The 618-nt window shown below is 30.7% G+C and carries 1 protein-coding gene and 1 pseudogene; both read left to right on the top strand.

All coding sequences use genetic code 11. The features are described 5' to 3' along the window. The first annotated feature begins 216 nt into the window (after nucleotides 1-216). Entirely contained in the window at nucleotides 217-420 is a 204-nt protein-coding gene (locus P0106_RS07165) for a helix-turn-helix transcriptional regulator (protein WP_004113289.1), read from the top strand. Then, a pseudogene (locus tag P0106_RS07170) lies at nucleotides 417-618 on the top strand (DUF2178 domain-containing protein); the annotation flags it as partial. The gene P0106_RS07165 and the pseudogene P0106_RS07170, both read left to right, overlap by 4 nt.

Below are 618 nucleotides of genomic sequence, written 5' to 3' on the forward strand. Positions count from 1 at the left end.
CGAAAGCTCACTACTGTTACCCATAAGAACAATACTATCTGAAATAGTATCTGAAAGAAAATTATACTTCTATTTTTTCTTACTCTCTTGAATACTATGAAACTTTGCAAACAATATTATCGATATTAAATCCAATGGAAAGCAAACTTGACATTTACTTTCGAAACGATTATCTTATATATAAAGCTAGCTTTCCATTAGAAAGGAGAATGTAATGTGAAAAATAGACTTGAACAAATTAGAAAAGAAAAAGGCATAACCCAGGAAGAACTTGCTGACGCACTCGAAGTATCAAGACAAACAGTCGGTTCTTTGGAAAATGGGAGATATAACCCGTCAATCATATTGGCATACAAAATTGCTAAGTACTTTAATTTAACAATCGAAGAAATATTTATTTACGAGGAGGATAAAAAATGAAAAAACAAAAAACCCAGAATTTTTGGTACATAGGTTATGTAATAGGTATTTGCGGATTAATTCTTGCACTGACTCTTAAACTGAATGAATCCGTCGAAATTGTATTGTCAGTTGTTTTTGTTGTGATTATCTCACTTTCACACGTAAAAATCATGCACTATAAGATGATGAAAAAAGACCACACCTACAAAATAAATA

This window comes from Gardnerella sp. c11Ua_71 (genome assembly GCF_055818025.1).